Annotated in this window: 13 protein-coding genes, 1 tRNA gene and 1 pseudogene; 7 read left to right on the top strand and 8 right to left on the bottom strand. The window is 65.1% G+C overall.

Going from position 1 to position 14,070, the window contains the following annotated elements; all coding sequences use genetic code 11:
* Window positions 1-28: 28 nt before the first annotated feature.
* On the bottom strand, window positions 29-943 hold the full coding sequence (locus MBR110_RS11175; RefSeq protein ID WP_059475295.1) for an aldose epimerase family protein: 915 nt from the start codon (window positions 941-943) through the stop codon (window positions 29-31).
* A 482-nt stretch (window positions 944-1,425) separates the two neighbouring features.
* On the opposite strand from MBR110_RS11175, the gene MBR110_RS11170 reads away from it, so the two are divergent.
* Window positions 1,426-2,256 (top strand): undecaprenyl-diphosphate phosphatase, encoded by an 831-nt coding sequence (locus tag MBR110_RS11170; RefSeq protein WP_011884310.1) that lies wholly within the window; start codon window positions 1,426-1,428, stop codon window positions 2,254-2,256.
* A 179-nt stretch (window positions 2,257-2,435) separates the two neighbouring features.
* Window positions 2,436-2,512, top strand: a tRNA-Arg gene (locus tag MBR110_RS11165).
* 401 nt (window positions 2,513-2,913) lie between these two features.
* Here the strand turns inward: MBR110_RS11165 and MBR110_RS11160 are convergent.
* The gene (locus MBR110_RS11160) at window positions 2,914-3,498 is read right to left on the bottom strand and encodes a helix-turn-helix domain-containing protein (RefSeq protein ID WP_258569958.1); all 585 of its coding nucleotides are present in this window, start codon (window positions 3,496-3,498) and stop codon (window positions 2,914-2,916) included.
* A 398-nt stretch (window positions 3,499-3,896) separates the two neighbouring features.
* Between MBR110_RS11160 and MBR110_RS11155 the strand changes: the two genes are divergently transcribed.
* Window positions 3,897-4,958 carry a helix-turn-helix transcriptional regulator gene (locus MBR110_RS11155; RefSeq protein ID WP_059567945.1) on the top strand — a complete coding sequence of 354 codons (1,062 nt, stop codon included), beginning with the start codon at window positions 3,897-3,899 and terminating at the stop codon, window positions 4,956-4,958.
* A gap of 89 nt (window positions 4,959-5,047) precedes the next feature.
* On the opposite strand, the gene MBR110_RS11150 is transcribed toward MBR110_RS11155, so the two are convergent.
* From MBR110_RS11150 to MBR110_RS11140, 3 genes are all read right to left on the bottom strand, one after another.
* Complete coding sequence (locus MBR110_RS11150; RefSeq protein ID WP_224056575.1) at window positions 5,048-5,578, bottom strand: hypothetical protein; 531 nt, start codon at window positions 5,576-5,578, stop codon at window positions 5,048-5,050.
* Between the two features lie 211 nt (window positions 5,579-5,789).
* Window positions 5,790-7,073: an ATP-binding protein gene (locus MBR110_RS11145; protein ID WP_059462260.1), complete on the bottom strand. Its 1,284-nt coding sequence runs from the start codon at window positions 7,071-7,073 to the stop codon at window positions 5,790-5,792.
* On the bottom strand, window positions 7,074-7,802 hold the full coding sequence (locus tag MBR110_RS11140) for a response regulator (protein ID WP_011884363.1): 729 nt from the start codon (window positions 7,800-7,802) through the stop codon (window positions 7,074-7,076).
* 242 nt (window positions 7,803-8,044) lie between these two features.
* Between MBR110_RS11140 and MBR110_RS11135 the strand changes: the two genes are divergently transcribed.
* Together MBR110_RS11135 and MBR110_RS11130 are read left to right on the top strand one after the other, a co-directional pair.
* Window positions 8,045-8,791, top strand: a complete 747-nt coding sequence (locus tag MBR110_RS11135; protein ID WP_060043165.1) for a MipA/OmpV family protein — start codon at window positions 8,045-8,047, stop codon at window positions 8,789-8,791.
* A gap of 93 nt (window positions 8,792-8,884) precedes the next feature.
* Window positions 8,885-9,220 (top strand): hypothetical protein, encoded by a 336-nt coding sequence (locus MBR110_RS11130; RefSeq protein ID WP_060121787.1) that lies wholly within the window; start codon window positions 8,885-8,887, stop codon window positions 9,218-9,220.
* Between the two features lie 46 nt (window positions 9,221-9,266).
* Here MBR110_RS11130 and MBR110_RS11125 read toward each other — a convergent pair whose 3' ends face one another.
* Window positions 9,267-10,466 carry a transglycosylase SLT domain-containing protein gene (locus MBR110_RS11125; protein WP_014722830.1) on the bottom strand — a complete coding sequence of 400 codons (1,200 nt, stop codon included), beginning with the start codon at window positions 10,464-10,466 and terminating at the stop codon, window positions 9,267-9,269.
* Between the two features lie 77 nt (window positions 10,467-10,543).
* On the opposite strand from MBR110_RS11125, the gene MBR110_RS11120 reads away from it, so the two are divergent.
* Window positions 10,544-10,858, top strand: a complete 315-nt coding sequence (locus MBR110_RS11120; RefSeq protein WP_176000480.1) for a hypothetical protein — start codon at window positions 10,544-10,546, stop codon at window positions 10,856-10,858.
* Here the strand turns inward: MBR110_RS11120 and MBR110_RS11115 are convergent.
* Complete coding sequence (locus tag MBR110_RS11115; protein WP_181709069.1) at window positions 10,801-11,961, bottom strand: porin; 1,161 nt, start codon at window positions 11,959-11,961, stop codon at window positions 10,801-10,803. The genes MBR110_RS11120 and MBR110_RS11115 overlap by 58 nt on opposite strands.
* A 402-nt stretch (window positions 11,962-12,363) precedes the next feature.
* Here MBR110_RS11115 and MBR110_RS11110 point away from each other — a divergent pair.
* Window positions 12,364-13,073, top strand: a pseudogene (locus tag MBR110_RS11110) (topoisomerase IV).
* 54 nt (window positions 13,074-13,127) lie between these two features.
* Here the strand turns inward: MBR110_RS11110 and MBR110_RS11105 are convergent.
* Window positions 13,128-14,057, bottom strand: coding sequence for a phosphatidate cytidylyltransferase (locus MBR110_RS11105; protein WP_011884369.1), 930 nt, complete (start codon window positions 14,055-14,057; stop codon window positions 13,128-13,130).
* Between the last annotated feature and the right edge of the window lie 13 nt (window positions 14,058-14,070).

Here is a 14,070-nt window from a genome sequence, read left to right as displayed (position 1 = left end):
CGGCATGGCCGGCCCGGCGCCGGCGATGTCAGCCGGCGTGCGGCAGCACGCGAATGCGCAGCGTGGCCGTTTCGGTCGCGCCCGGCGCGAGCATGCGCAGCCCGAGACCGTTGTGAATTGCGTCCGGCAGGCCGAGCCACGGCTCGACGCAGTAGAAGTCGGATTCCGGCTTCTCGGTCCACGTCGTGACCGCATACCACGGGATCGAGCCCGGGATGTCGAGCGCGATCTCGATCGTGCGGCCGCGCCCCGGCATCACGATCCGTACCGGCGCGGACGGCGCGCCATCGTCGAGACAGTGGAAGCGGTCGAGGATCTCCGGATCTCCGAGGCTGTAGGACGATTGGCCCGGCTCGGCCGCGCTGATCGAGCCGTCGGCCAGTTGCATGCGGCGCTGCGTCGGAGGCAGTTCGAGCGTGGTCTGGGCGCGTTCTCCGTGCGGCAGCGCGAAATAGAAGTGGTGGCCTGCGTAGTACGGCAGCGGCGTGGCGCCGCGGTTCGTCGTGGTCAGCGCGACGTCGAGCGTGTGGGCATCGACGAGACGGTAGGTCGCTTCGAAGCGGAAATCGAACGGGTAGCTGTCGTCCAGCGCGTCGGTTGCATCGAGCGACATCGCGAGCGCGGCGCCGTCCGGCGACGCGTGTGCCGCGAACGGCAGGTCGCGCGCGAAACCGTGCATCGGCAGGTCGCGGACCACGCCGGCGGCGTCGCGCCAGCGGCCGAGTTCGCCGTCGACGCGATGCCGGCCGAGGAACGGGAACAACAGCGGATTGCCGCCGCGCACGCGCGCGAGGTTGGTCCAGTCGGCGGTTTCCGGCCAGAAGATGATCGGCTCGCCGTCGACGTGCCACGACAGCAGGCGGCCGCCGAATTGCGGAGCGACCCGAACGAGCGACGGGCCGGTGTGAAGTTCATGGATGTCGTGCTGCTGGAAGATCGGCATGGCAAGTCGGGATGAACGGGTGAGGGGATGCGCGAGCGCGATCCATTATCGGGCAGCGACGCGGTCGGGGAAAACCCTTCTCGGGAAATCGCGACTTTTTAACACCGTCGGCGGTCGGGATAATGCATCTAAACCGGTGATGTTGCCGGGTCATGACACTTCGAGGAGGCGCCATGGATCTGGCAATGGCAATGGGAATCGCACTGTTCGGCATGTTCACCGGCAGCACGGTATTGTTCTTTTATCAGCTCGGCCGCTGACGACAGGATTCTGTCCGATTCGAAAGGCCCGCCATGCAAATGGCGGGCCTTTTGCTTTCTGTGCGCTTACATGTTGCAAGCGTTTGTGTGCATCGCCGCAATTAGCGGTCAAATGCCCTTGGCGCAGTAATCATGGCTCGGCATAATCGGGGCGCGTTTTTCGGATGACGCGGTGCGTCGTCCGTCTTCCTACCGATTGTTCACCTTTAAAAGGACCGACGCGTGAGTCTCTGGTTTCTGGTATTCCTGAGCGTCCTGCAGGGCGTCACCGAACTGTTCCCCGTCAGCAGCCTCGGCCACACGCTGCTCGTGCCGGCGCTGTTCGGCATGCATATCGACAAGCACGCGCCGCAGTTGCTGCCATTTCTCGTCGCGCTGCATCTGGGTACGGCGCTCGCGCTGCTGTGGTACTTCCGTGAGCGCTGGATTGCGCTGATCGGCGGTTTCTTCGCGCAGCTCGGCGGCCGCAAGAACGATGACGGGCACATGATGTGGGCGCTGATCATCGGCACGATCCCGACCGGCATCGTCGGGTTGCTGCTCGAGAAGCGCATCGAGCGCGTGTTCCACGACCTGCGGATCGTTGCGATCGCACTGATCGTCAACGGCGTGCTGCTGTGGATCGGCGATCGGATTCAGCGCAGCCGCGCGCATCAGCCGCCGGAGAAGATGACGTTCAAGCAGGCGTTCCTCGTGGGCCTCGCGCAGATCGGCGCGCTGATCCCGGGCTTCTCGCGCAGCGGGCTGACGATGATCGCCGGCAATGTGGCCGGGTTGACTGCGGAGAAGGCCGCGGAGTTTTCGTTCCTGCTCGGTACGCCGATCATTTTTGCCGCGGGCGTGCTCGAGTTGCCGAAGCTGTTCCATGCTCGCGACCAACTCGCCGATGCACTGCTCGGCGGCGTGTTGACGGCGATTGCCGCGTATCTGAGCGTGCGGTTCCTGATGCGTTATTTCGAAGGGCGCGGGCGGTTGGCGTCGTTCGGGCTTTACTGTGTGATCGCCGGGGCGTTCTGTCTCGGGTGGTTCATGCTGCATCCGCAACCGGTTTGATGGTTGCTGCACCGGTCTGGCGTGATGTGTCGCGATGATCGGGTATAATTTCGGGCTCGGCTTCATGCCGGGCCCGTTTCGTTTCGGGGCTTCGAGTGGGTGGTTCTGGTATGGCTCGAAGCGCCTGTGCGTTGCATGCGGCCTGGGTTGTGTTTGTGTCGCCGTGTCTTTTCTCTCGACCGCCCTTAGCTCAGTTGGATAGAGCAACGGCCTTCTAAGCCGTAGGTCACACGTTCGAATCGTGTAGGGCGGGCCAGTCAAATCAAGCACTTGCGAAAATCCCCCTTGAGTCAATGCCGTCGAGCCGTAGACCATGTAACCATGGTGTAACCGGATTTGGTCAATGTGAGATAGCCGCGTTGCTACTTCGGCGAAGCAAAGCCAAGAATCACCCAGGCGACCGCTTTTGCCTGCGCCTCACGATACGGGAGGGAGGTGTCCATACCATTTCTCGAAAGAGTTGGGACCTCCACGAAACGTGAGATGGTTCGGCCTGTCGCCGATTGAGTTTGAGCGACGCCATGCGCTAAACGGCTTGCGATTGTCGATGAAGCTCCGGCCGGGCCAGTTTGAACGCGCGAAGGCCGCTGCCACCAGATCGCTCGAGCATCTCTCCCGATGCGCTGTACCGGCTGGGTACATGGCACGACTTGACGGTCACGGCACGGACCGAAAAGAGCTCGGCGCGTCCCCCGCGCCATCGCGCTCCACTGCACGCATGTCCGGACGCGCATGCGCATGTGCTCGCCGATATTCGATCGGGGTCTTGTCGAAGTGCTGGCGAAACAGGCGCGCGAGATGCTCGCCGCTGCCGAGCCCGCAACGCCGAGCGATCGAGTCTGCCGGGAGCGCGGTGAAGGCGAGCATCGCACACGCGCGTGCCAGCCTGACACGCATCAAATAGGCGCTGGGTGCCATGCCGATCTCGCTTGTAAAGTGACGCAGCAGGGTGCGCTCGCTCATCGCGACGAGATCGGCGGCCTGTCGAACCTTGACGGGCTTGTCGAAGTTGCACGCGATCCACTTGGCCACACGCTGCATTTTCTCGGACATGGGCCGCTCGTTCAGCGGAATTTTCATGGCGGCGCGGTTGATTGAACCGTCATTGAAGTCGAGGTCGTCAATCAGCGGCTGGCCGCGCGCTGCATCGACGCGAACCTGTACTTTGTTATCGGAATCGTCTTTCGCGAGGCGGTTCTCGGCCTGAAACGTCGAGCGCCGCATGTCCGAAGAGAATGGCATCGAGAATATCGTCCTGTGGTTGTCGAACGGGTATTGTCGACGCCCGTTCGGACATACGGTGTCTTGATGTCGCATGAGGTCATGCATCCCCGGCACGGTAGTGACGATCGTTGCATGCACATCGAAGTTCACGCCGCCGCAGAATTGAATCCGTCATCGGGACACCAATTGTCCGAACCGCACGGCACACTCGCTTCCGGTGCGAGTTCGTCTGCGTGAATATCCGATTCCGCATGCGCTGGCAGCGGCCTGAGTCTGCGCCCGATAGGTCCGCTCGAGCACGTGCTGTGTCACCTGAGGGGCGTGCTTCGCGCGAAGCGTTGAGGCGAGGCGCTCAAGAATGGCCATCGCCGGTCGATATACCGTGATCGACTCTTTGCGAGCAACGCTTACCCATCATGTCCGATCTCGATCGCGAAATCATGCGCGCGCTTCCCGACGCGGCAACGCACGACGACTACATCAGCACCCCCGATATCCACCGCTGGCTGTCGCGGACCGCGCTCGACACGCCAACCGTCAGGACGATCAACCGGCGCCTCGCGAAGCTTGAGCGCGACGGGCTCGTCGAGGTGCTCGAACGAGGCACCGCGCTGGTGTGGCGCAAGAAGGCGGGTGCGAGCGGCATGGCCGCCAAGGCTGGCTCGATGATGACGTTCGACGAGGCGCTCGCGCTGCAGACGTTGCGGCGCTTTTCGTCGCGCCAGATTCCGGAACTGGTGGCCGAATCACTGTCGTCGATGTTCGACGTCGCGGAGGCACGGCTGCAGCGGACGAGCAATGAAACCGAGCGGCGCTATTCGCGCTGGGCGAGCAAGGTCGCGGTCGAAAGCGGCGGCTTCTCGCTGCATTACCCGGTAATCGACCGGGAACTGTTCGGCATCGTGTCACGCGCACTCTTTGAAGAGCGCAAGCTCGAAATCGTCTATCGCCCGCGTCACAACACCGACAACGACCGGGCCAGGATCATTCTGCCGCTCGGGTTCGTGGAGGTTGGCGGGCTCGTCTACCTGGTCGGCGGTACGCCGGGCAAGACCGAACCGACGATGTACCGCATGGACCGTTTCACGCGTGCCAGCGCGCTGCTCGAAACGTTTGACTATCCGCCGACCTTTTCGCTCGATGCCTATGTGAAGCAACAGCGTCGCTTCGACTTCATGGTCGAGAAGGAGGTGATGCTCAAGCTCAAGTTCCTCAACGGTGCCGGCGAGCATCTGCTCGAAGCGCCGATGTCGAAGGATCAGGCACATACCCGCGACGGCGACGCACTTTTCGTCAAGGGCACCGTGCTATTGAGTCAGCGCTTGCGGTGGTGGTTGCGCTCGTTCGGGCCGAACGTCGAGGTGCTTGCGCCCGCCGGCTTGCGTGCCGAGTTCGTGCGAGAGGCGAATGAGCTTGCACGCATGTACGGCAAGCCGGCGGGTGCAAGCCGCGCCGATGAAGCGGGGCGGCCGGAATGACCGCCTGACGTGCGCAGGCATTCGCCGCAGGAGTAAAAGCAATCGGGCGGCGGTGCGGCGTTCCGTCCGCGACCGCCGCGCGAGGCCGTTCATGCCATGTCGAGATCATGCGAGATCAGGCGCATCAGCGCGCGTCGCACCGGCGGCTGCGTCTGCCGCTGCGGCGCGGCACAGGCCGCGATCAACCGGCCGAGCCTTGCAAGTGCCGCGGCCGGCGGCAATGCCCCGGCGGCGACCCAGTGACCGACGCGCTCGGCCGGCATCTGCTCCGAAGCGCCGATCAGAAGAGCGAGCTCCGTGCCGCAGGCCGCAAGCGATTGCCTGAGCGCATAGTTTGCACCGATGCCGTTCCAGCAGAACTGCCCGCGCGCTGCCGGCGCCGGCCTGACGACGTGGACCACGATATCCGCGCCGGGCGCCCGTCGATCGGTCGCGAGCTCCCACGCGATAGCCCGATCCAGTGTAGGCAGTGCGTTGATCCACGACTGGACGACGCAGGCATCGAATCCCCACGGGCGCAATGCGATACGCAGCGTTGCGGAATCGTTGCGGAGGCAACGAGATGATCGTGCCAGGTAGGCGCGCTCGTGGCTCGCCGGTTTCGTCATGCGGGTATTCACGTGTGCATCTCCTGTTCCTGTTCCTGTTCCTGATTCTGATGGACAGTGTGCAACGTGCTTGAGACATACCCTGTCGCGAATCACGCAATCGCTTTCCGTTCGGTTGGACATGGGGCTGTCGGCGAGAGGCGGCATGGGTTCGCTGACGGCCCGTCACCCGGACCCTTCGGAAATTCCGTGCGCCAACGTCCGCTTAGAAACCTCATCCACCTCACCCCGGCAACGAAATCACGAACCGCGCGCCGCCCAACGGCGAATCCTCGAGCCACACCTCACCCCCATGCACGCGCGCCACGCGCCGCACGATCGCGAGCCCGAGTCCGAAGCCGCCGGTCTGTCGGTCGCGGCTCGAATCGAGCCGCTGAAACGGTTCGAACACGCGCGCGCGATCGGCCACTGGAATGCCCGGCCCGTCGTCGTCGACGCTCAGCACCAACGCGCCCGACGCATCGCTCGCCGCCGACAGCAGCACCGTACGCGACGCGTAGCGCGCGCCGTTGCGGATCAAGTTCAACAGCGCACGCGCGACGAGTTTCGGATCGCATACGTGCGAGGCGGGCGCCCCCGTGGTCGACACGTCGAGCATGATGCCGCGATCGGCGACATCGTTCGCGACGCTGCCGGCGACGCTGTCGATCAGCGCATTGACGGCCACCTCCATCGGCTCCAGTTCGCTCGCGCCCTGTTCGAGCCGTCCGATCGTCAGCAACTCGGTCACGAGTTCGTCGAGTTCGCGCACGTCGCGTCGCAGCGCGTCGCAACGTGTCTGCATCCGGCTGCTGTCGTCGGCGTCCGCGAGCAGCGCGAGTCCGAATTCCAGGCGAGCGAGCGGCGTCTTCAGCTCGTGCGAAATCGCATGCATCATTTCGCGCTGCTGCTTGATCGACGCTTCGATCCGTTCCGCCATGTCGTTGAACTGCACCGACAGCTCATAGATGTTCGACCGTGCGGACAATCGCACGCGCGTCGACAGCTCGCCCGCGCCGAACGCGTGTGCGGCAGTCTGCAGCTTGCGCAGGTCGCGCCAGTGATGTGACGTCCACAGCGCAACGGCGAACAGTGCGGCGAGCGCGATCATCCCGTTTGCATAGATCTTGACGTCGAGCATGGCCGGCTGAATCGGACGAGCATGCAGCACCGAACCATCGGCGAGCGGCATGTAGTAGTTCCTGCGGTCGTAGCTGATCGCAATCCGGCCGGCGTCCAGATCGCGCAGCGGCGCGTCGGACAATTGCGCGCGTGCGTCGGCCATCGTCAGGAAACCGAATCGCTCGTTGCCGTGCTGGCCGAGTTCGCTGAGCGCGAGCGTACGCTTCGCACCCGGATGGCGTTCGAGGTAATCGTTGAGCACGAACGCATACGTGGTCAGCGTATCGCGCTGCGCCTGCGCAACGCGCTCGTAGAAAATCTTGTCGAATGACCATTGAACGAATACGACCGCCGCGGCACAGCTGACGATCACGATCAGGTACAGCTTGATCAACGGGCGCAGCATTCACTCGTCCCATGCGGAAGGGCTGAACAGATAGCCGCGGCCCCAGATCGTCTTGATCCGTTGCGGTTCGGACGAATCGTCCTCGAAGCGTCGGCGCAGCTTCGAGATGCCCGCGTCGACCGACCGGTCGATGCCATCGAACTCGATGCCGCGCAATTGCTTCAGGATCGCGTCGCGACTCAGTACGGTACCGGCTGCGCGCGCAAGGATCAGCAGCAGGTTGAACTCGGTGGTCTTCAGGTCGACGAGCTCGCCGCGCCACGCGACCGTGCGGTTCGGCGGCGAAATCGTCAGCTCGCCGAACTGCAGCGCCTGCACGGGCGCAGCGTCATCGGTCCGCGGTTCCGCAGGCTGCGCACGGCGCAGCAGCGCGCGAGCGCGGGCCACCAGCACGCGCGGCTCGATCGGTTTCGTCACGTAGTCGTCGGCGCCGGTTTCGAGGCCCGCGACCTGATCGTAGACATCCGCACGCGCCGTTAGAATCAGCACGGGCACGTTGCTGAACGCACGAATGCGCCGGCACACTTCCATCCCGTCGAGATTCGGCAGCATCAGGTCGAGTATCACGAGCGCCGGCCGGTGTTCGCGCACGGCGGCGATCGCGAGATCGCCGCGGCGCACGACCGTCACCGAGAATTCGTAGCCGTCGAGATATTCGCGCACGAGCTCGGCGAGGCGGTCGTCGTCCTCGATCAGCAGTACGCGGTATTTGAGCGGATGGTCGTTCATGGTCTCCTCGAAATGCGCGCCTTCTCTTTCACGCCAATGCGGGCGTGGCGCGGCACGCGAATTCTATCCGGCGTTGTAGCGGCCCGCGAGGCCTCACGACAATCGGGAACACTCGAACACAATTGAGCACACATTTTCCGCAGATTGCGGACAGTCGTGCCGCGCGGGCGCTCCTAGACTTCGGGCTCCGTCACTCTCGTTCCGATATCGTGCGTCCATCCATTCGTTCGTTGCGCTATTGCATGCCGCTTGCCGGCCTCACGCTCGCCTCCGCCGTCCACGCCGAAAACCAGTACGCGATATCGCTCGGCGGTGGCTTCGCGCCGCGCTATCAGGGCAGCAATCAGTACCGCGCCATCGTCGCGCCGTCCTTTTCCGCGATGTTCGGCAACGGCTTCTTCGTCGACAGCAGCGCCGGCGCCGGCTATCGCCTCGCGCTGCCGAACGGCGCGTTCGTGTCGGCCGCGCTGGGCTACGACGCGGGTCGCACCGACGACGACCGCTTCGGTCGCGCGGGCTCCGATCATCTGAAGGGAATGGGCAGGGTACCGGGCTCGGTGCTGTTCGCGATGCGCGCAGGCGTGAAGCTGCCGGACGGCGGCGAGCTGAGCCTTGCGATCGATGCGCCGGTCACGCATGGGTCGCGCGGCTTGTCCGGCCATGTCGATCTCGCGGTGCCCGTGTTCGAGCGCGGACGGTACGCGCTGGTCGCGACGGCCAGCGTGCATGCCGGCACGGGGCGCTATATGCAGACCTTCTACGGTGTGACCGATGCGCAGTCGCGGGCGAGCGCGTTCGGCCCGTATTCCACGAGCGGCGGCGTGGACAGCGCGACGCTGTCGCTCACGTGGAACTGGGACCTGTCGCGGCATTGGGCAGTGCGCACGACGGGCGGCTTCACGCGCCTGCTGGGCCGCTACGGCGACAGCCCCATCGTGCAGACGCGCAGCAACTACTACGGGATGGCAGGTGCGACCTACCGGTTCTGACCAAACCGCAAGCGACGCCTGCACTGCGCGATTTGCCTGCGGTAACATCGGCGCGAAGCCGGCACACTGTCCGGCCGCAACAAGGAGAAGCGGATGAACAAGACGATCACGATGCTGGCCGCGCTCGTTGCGAGTGCAACCATTGCCGGCTGCGCGGATACGGCCACACAGCATCGCAACGCCACCGCCGGCGGCGCGGTGCCGATCGCCGTGCCATCGGGCGCCGCGAACGCGTGCCAGGCTGACGCGATGCCCGACGACGCGCTGATCGGCAAGACCGAAGCCGATGCGGCCGCGCTGCTCGACGGCTGCCTGTGGCGCGTGCTCGAACGCGACGGCCGCTCTCTGCCGGGCACGGTGGATTACCGCGCGGAGCGGCGCGATCTTGGCGTGCGCGACGGGAAGGTGATCTGGGTCCGGCGCGGATGACGGACGGCGCGCGCGCAGCGCGGCCGTAGCGCGCCGGCCCGCTGCGCTACTTCGAGATGTACCAGAGCGCGTCGGCGCTCGCGCGCGAATCCTGCGTGGCCGCAGCCGGGGCTTGCGGCGCGGCGGCCGGCGGCGTGTTCGACGTGACGGCGGTCGGCCACGTCGCGGGTGTGTTCGACGCGGTCGACACCGCGGGATTGTTCGCGCTGCTGCCGGTCGATGCCGAACCCGACGTGCCCGGCGTGTTCAGATACCACAGCGCGTCGGTGGAAGCCGTCCGCGCGGTCGGCGCCTTTGCCGGCTGTTTCGTTGCCGGCGCCGCGCCCGGGCGCGTCGTTGCCGCGCTTGCCTGCGCAGTCGTCGCGCCGCCGCCACGTTGCGCGCGCGCCTCGAACGGCCCGAGCTGGAAGATCAACGTTTGCGCGGAGCGCGTTACGACGGCATACGGAAACTGCAGTTCCCACGACATCAGGACGCGCCCCGACGAAGTCTCCGTGAAGATCGCCGGCACGTGCTTCATGTCGCTGAACTGCACGTAGATGCGCGCGCCGTCGTCGAACACCTGGGTCGGCTTGGCCTGGTCGGCGCCCGTGACGGTCCAGCCGAAGTTGTACGTGCCGGCCGGCCCGGCGGGGCCGCCCTGCGAAGCAGGCGGAGCGGCCGGCGCGAGCGTGCGCGTGCGCGCGACCGGCGGCGCCGACACGCTCAGGCTCGCGAACGGGTTGTACGGCTGCACCTGTTGCGGCGGCGTAAAGGAAGGGGGCAGGATGGGCATGGGAGTATCGGGCGAATCCGGCAGGGTCCGGATTGCATCATAGACCTTGCGGGCATACGCGAGGCGCTTGTCGGGCGACGCGGAGTTGTACGCGCCGATCGCGTTCCAGTTCGCGCCGAGCTGACGGATGTTCTGCGACAGGATCCACGCGCCGACGTACGCGTTGGTGCAGGCGTCGAACAGGCTTTCGCGCGTGATCCCTTCGCGCGCGAGCGTCGGCAGCCACGTGCTGTTGATCTGCATCAGGCCGATGTCGACCGTGCCGTTCGTGTTCGTGTTCACCGCGTTCGGATTCATCCCGGACTCCACCTGCGCGATGCCGCGCAGCAGGCTCACGCTCACCTTCTGGAACGTGGCGGCGTCGTCGAGGCAGTCCGCGTGCGCAAGCGTGGGCAGCGCGCACGACAGGGCGAGCGCCGCGGCGAGCGTCGGCATGGCGTGGCTGATCGAACGGTTGGTCTGACGCGGCATGACAGGATGGGGCGGAATCCGTCCGCCCGGTGCAAGGAAATTACGCAGACGCGAAGTGTGCCATAGCATTCGGTCAAATGGTTCGCGTCAAACTTTCCTTTGCAATTGTGCGGGCATTTTGGCCCGAATTTCCCCGCGTTTTCGTGAATTCCACCCCGCTGAAATCGGTAAAAAAGACGATCTGGCGCATCTATGCCGACGAGCCGTTGCTGCCGCGCACGGAGATGACGCGGCGCGTCAATTCACCACAAAATGCGGCCATGAAAGACGGCAGCCCAAGGCTGCGGCCAATGGGCCTTGGTAAATGGCGGCAACGCGCGGCCCGTCGTGCCCCTCAGAAGCGATGGCGCAGCCCGAGGTTGACGATCGTCTGCGAACTGGTGCCTGCGTAGCCGTACGAACCGATCGATGCCTGCGCGGCCATCGATTCGCCGTTGCCGTCGCCGGTCTGGCCGCTCGCGTGCTGGTAGGCGGCGGTCAGGTAGACGTCGGTGCGTTTCGACAGGTTGTAATCCGCGCCGACCGACACCTGGTGATAGGTGGCCGACGTATCGCCGCCCGAACGCGTATAGCTGTAGCCGAGGCCGACGAGCAGCGCATTGGTCGCCTGATAGTTCACGAAGCTCTGACCGGTGTTGTAGTGCTCGTTCGAGCCGAACACCGAGCTCGCATCGCGGCGGTATTGCGCGTTGCTGTAGCCGACGCCGAAGGTGAACGGGCCCGCGACGTACTGGCCCGCGATGCGTGCGATGCCGATCGAATGCGCGCTCGCGTAGCCGCTGTTGACCGGGCCGTCGAAGGTGCCGTCGGACGAGCTGGTCCAGCCGTTGCGCAGCCCGTTCGACGCCGCGCTGTTGGTCGCATGGAAGTAGCCGCCCGCGACGCTGAACGGCCCGTTGCCGTACGTGACGGCCGCCGAGTACGACTGTTGCGCGCCGGTGCTGCCGGCGATCCCGCCGAACGAGTACATCGCCGCGAACTGCAGGCCCGAATAGACGGCCGACGTGTATTTCACCGCGTTGTCGACGCGGAAGCTGTTGTCGTAGTTGTCGACGTCGCCCGGCGTCGCGAACACGCTGCCGAAATAGTTGTCGGCGGTGATGCCCTGCACGAGATCGATGAGCGGATCGTACTGGCGGCCGAACGTGAGCGTGCCGTATTGGTCGCTGGTCAGCCCGACGAACGCCTGGCGGCCGAACAGCCGGTTGCCCTGGCCGAGCCGGCCGTTGCTCGGATCGAAGCCGTTCTCGAGCTGGAACAACGCCTTGAGGCCGCCGCCGAGATCCTCGATGCCCTTCACGCCCCAGCGGCTGCCGGCGAGATTGCCCGCGCTGCTGTTGCCGAGCATCCACGCGTTGTCCTTGCCCTGCGCGTGATTCACGTAGGTGACCGATGTATCGATCACGCCGTACAGCGTCACGCTCGATTGCGCGTGCGCGGCGGGAATCGCCGCGAACGACGCGAGCGACATCAGCGAAAGGGCCGTGCGTTTCATCTCATCTCCTTGCGTATTGGTTTTTTCACGAAAAGCGGAATGGCAGGAGACTACCGAGCGCATCGCGCATCGGCAAAAACGAAATACTCCGATGTGACCTAAAGCCGACATGTGCATTCTGCAGCAAGGTGCATTGAGAGATTCAGATTATTGATAAACGCGAATCAATATCGGTGAAATACGCGCGCATATAAGATTTGCGTTGCCGGATTTGCGATAATTCCACGCGAATTTCACACCGAAACGCGTTTGTCGCCGATTCGTCAATTAATTATTGAATGAATCGAATGCCGGAAAGCATGTGGGATGTGTTATTTGCGCGCCGCATTCGCGCCGGCCGGTGCGCGCCGCATCGGCACCGATCGCCCGCAACAGCTCGCAACCCGCTCCGAGAACACCATCATGACCGTCCCGTCTCCAAAGTCGCGCCTGCAGCTGTTCGCAGCAGCCTTGGCACTCCTGTCTGCCCTCTGCGCGGTTGCACCCGCATACGCATACGCGGCGCGCCGGCTGCGCTCGAGCGCGGGCTGCACGCGTTCATCCGCGACACCTACGGCGCGTGGCGCGCCGACCGCAAAGGCTGGCAGCCGGCTGCCGGCGACTCGATCTATTCGGCACGCGGAACGTTGCGGGTCGCGACGGCCGACGGTCCACGCATGCTGCTCGCGATGTGCGGCGAGACCGACGCGGCCGTCGCCAACGGGATGCAGGGCATGGGCTCGGACGGCACGCCGGGCACGGTGCGCATCGAGCGGCTCGGCCCGCATCTGTTCGGTTTCGTGATCGGCGACGGCACCACGTTGCAGGGCTATACGCAGACGAGCCGGTCGATCCGGCTGCCGTACCGCAACGCGCTCGTCGAAGCCGCGCCGCGCATCGACGAAGCGCTCGACAACGGTGGCTCGCTCGATTGCGCCAACGCGAAGCCGCATTGCGAGCACCCCACGTTCGCGATCGCGCCCGACACGACGGCCACGGACGACGTCTATCCGTTGACGGTCATCGAGACGGGCCGGCGCGGCAGCCACGAGATCCACGCGCGCTACACGGTGAAGTTCGACGCGGCACGCGGCCGCTACGTCGTGCCGAAGCCGTTGCGCGAAGGCTATTGAGCGGCGCTGCGCGGCACCCGGCAAGCACCCCTCGGCACGCCGCGCGCCCGCGCGTCAGACGTACAGATACCGCACGAGATGGAAGAACACCGGCGCGGCGAAGCAGATCGAATCGACGCGATCGAGCATCCCGCCGTGACCGGCGATCATCGAGCCCCAGTCCTTCGTGCCGAGCGAGCGCTTCACGGCCGACAGCACGAGCCCGCCGACGAAGCCCGCGATCACGACCGCGAGCGAAATGCCGAACGCCGCGCCGAAGCTGAACGGCGTCACGCGATACAGCGACGCGCCGCACAGCGTCGCGAGCAAGCCGCCGCCGACGAAGCCCTCGACCGTCTTCGACGGCGACAGCTGCGGTGCGATCTTGCGGCGGCCGAACAGCTTGCCGACCACGTACTGCAGCACGTCGCTGATCTGCACGACGAACAGGAAGAAGAACAGCAGCAGCGCGTTCTGCCCCGCGTAGTGCGGAATGTCGAGGATCAGCACGGCGGGCGCATGGCTGAGCCCGTACACGCACACCATCAGCGCCCAGTTGATCTTCGCGTTGCGGCTCAGGAATTCGCGCGTGTCCTGCGTGAGCGCCGACACCAGCGACATCGCGAAGAACAGGTGCACCGGCACGAAGATCGAATACATCCCGTACCAGTTGATCGCGAGCAGCAGGTACTGCACCGGAATCGCGACGAAGAACGCGATGAACAGCGTGGTGTGGTCGCTCGGCGTCGTCGGCGTGAGCGTGATGAATTCGCGCAGCGTCAGGTACGACAGCAGCGCGAACACGAAATACGTGACGTTGTTGCCGAGGCTGATCGCGACCACCATGATCGCGATCATCGCCCACCACGCGCGGATGCGCTGGTTCAGGTTGACGATGGTCGCGTTCGCGCCGCCGCTGCGCGCGCCGAGGATCGCGCCGATCACGGTCGCGATCACCAGCACGCCGGTGACGCCCGCGACCAGTTCCCAGAAGAGAGTTCGCATGAAGAAGTCCGGA

The sequence above is a fragment of the Burkholderia sp. MBR-1 genome (assembly GCF_013822785.1).
GTDB lineage: Bacteria > Pseudomonadota > Gammaproteobacteria > Burkholderiales > Burkholderiaceae > Burkholderia > Burkholderia vietnamiensis.
This window is presented reverse-complemented; position numbering and strand designations above follow the sequence as displayed.